Here is a 205-nt window from a genome sequence, read left to right as displayed (position 1 = left end):
CGTTCACGTCCACCGAAGGGTCGGTCAGCGCCAGGGTCAGACGGCCCTCGCCTTCAGCTGTGCGCTGAAATTGCAAATCGCTGATTTCTGAGTCCACATCAGCCACCGGGGTCACCTCAGTGGGCAATCGATTCGGATCGGAGGCAGGCTTGAGATAATCGTCGCCATCCTGGCCAACCACCAGGTACATGCTGTTGCCCTCAAC

General features: G+C 59.0%; 1 protein-coding gene. It reads right to left on the bottom strand.

What is annotated here, in order from left to right; all coding sequences use genetic code 11:
• Window positions 1–205, bottom strand: a 205-nt coding sequence (locus tag A3709_RS23575; protein WP_197484072.1) for a hypothetical protein, incomplete at both ends; no start/stop codon positions are given.

This window comes from Halioglobus sp. HI00S01, from assembly GCF_001635445.1.
GTDB classification, from domain to species: domain Bacteria; phylum Pseudomonadota; class Gammaproteobacteria; order Pseudomonadales; family Halieaceae; genus Halioglobus; species Halioglobus japonicus.
Note: the sequence above shows the minus strand (reverse complement) of the source record. Positions and strands in the feature narration are given on the sequence as shown.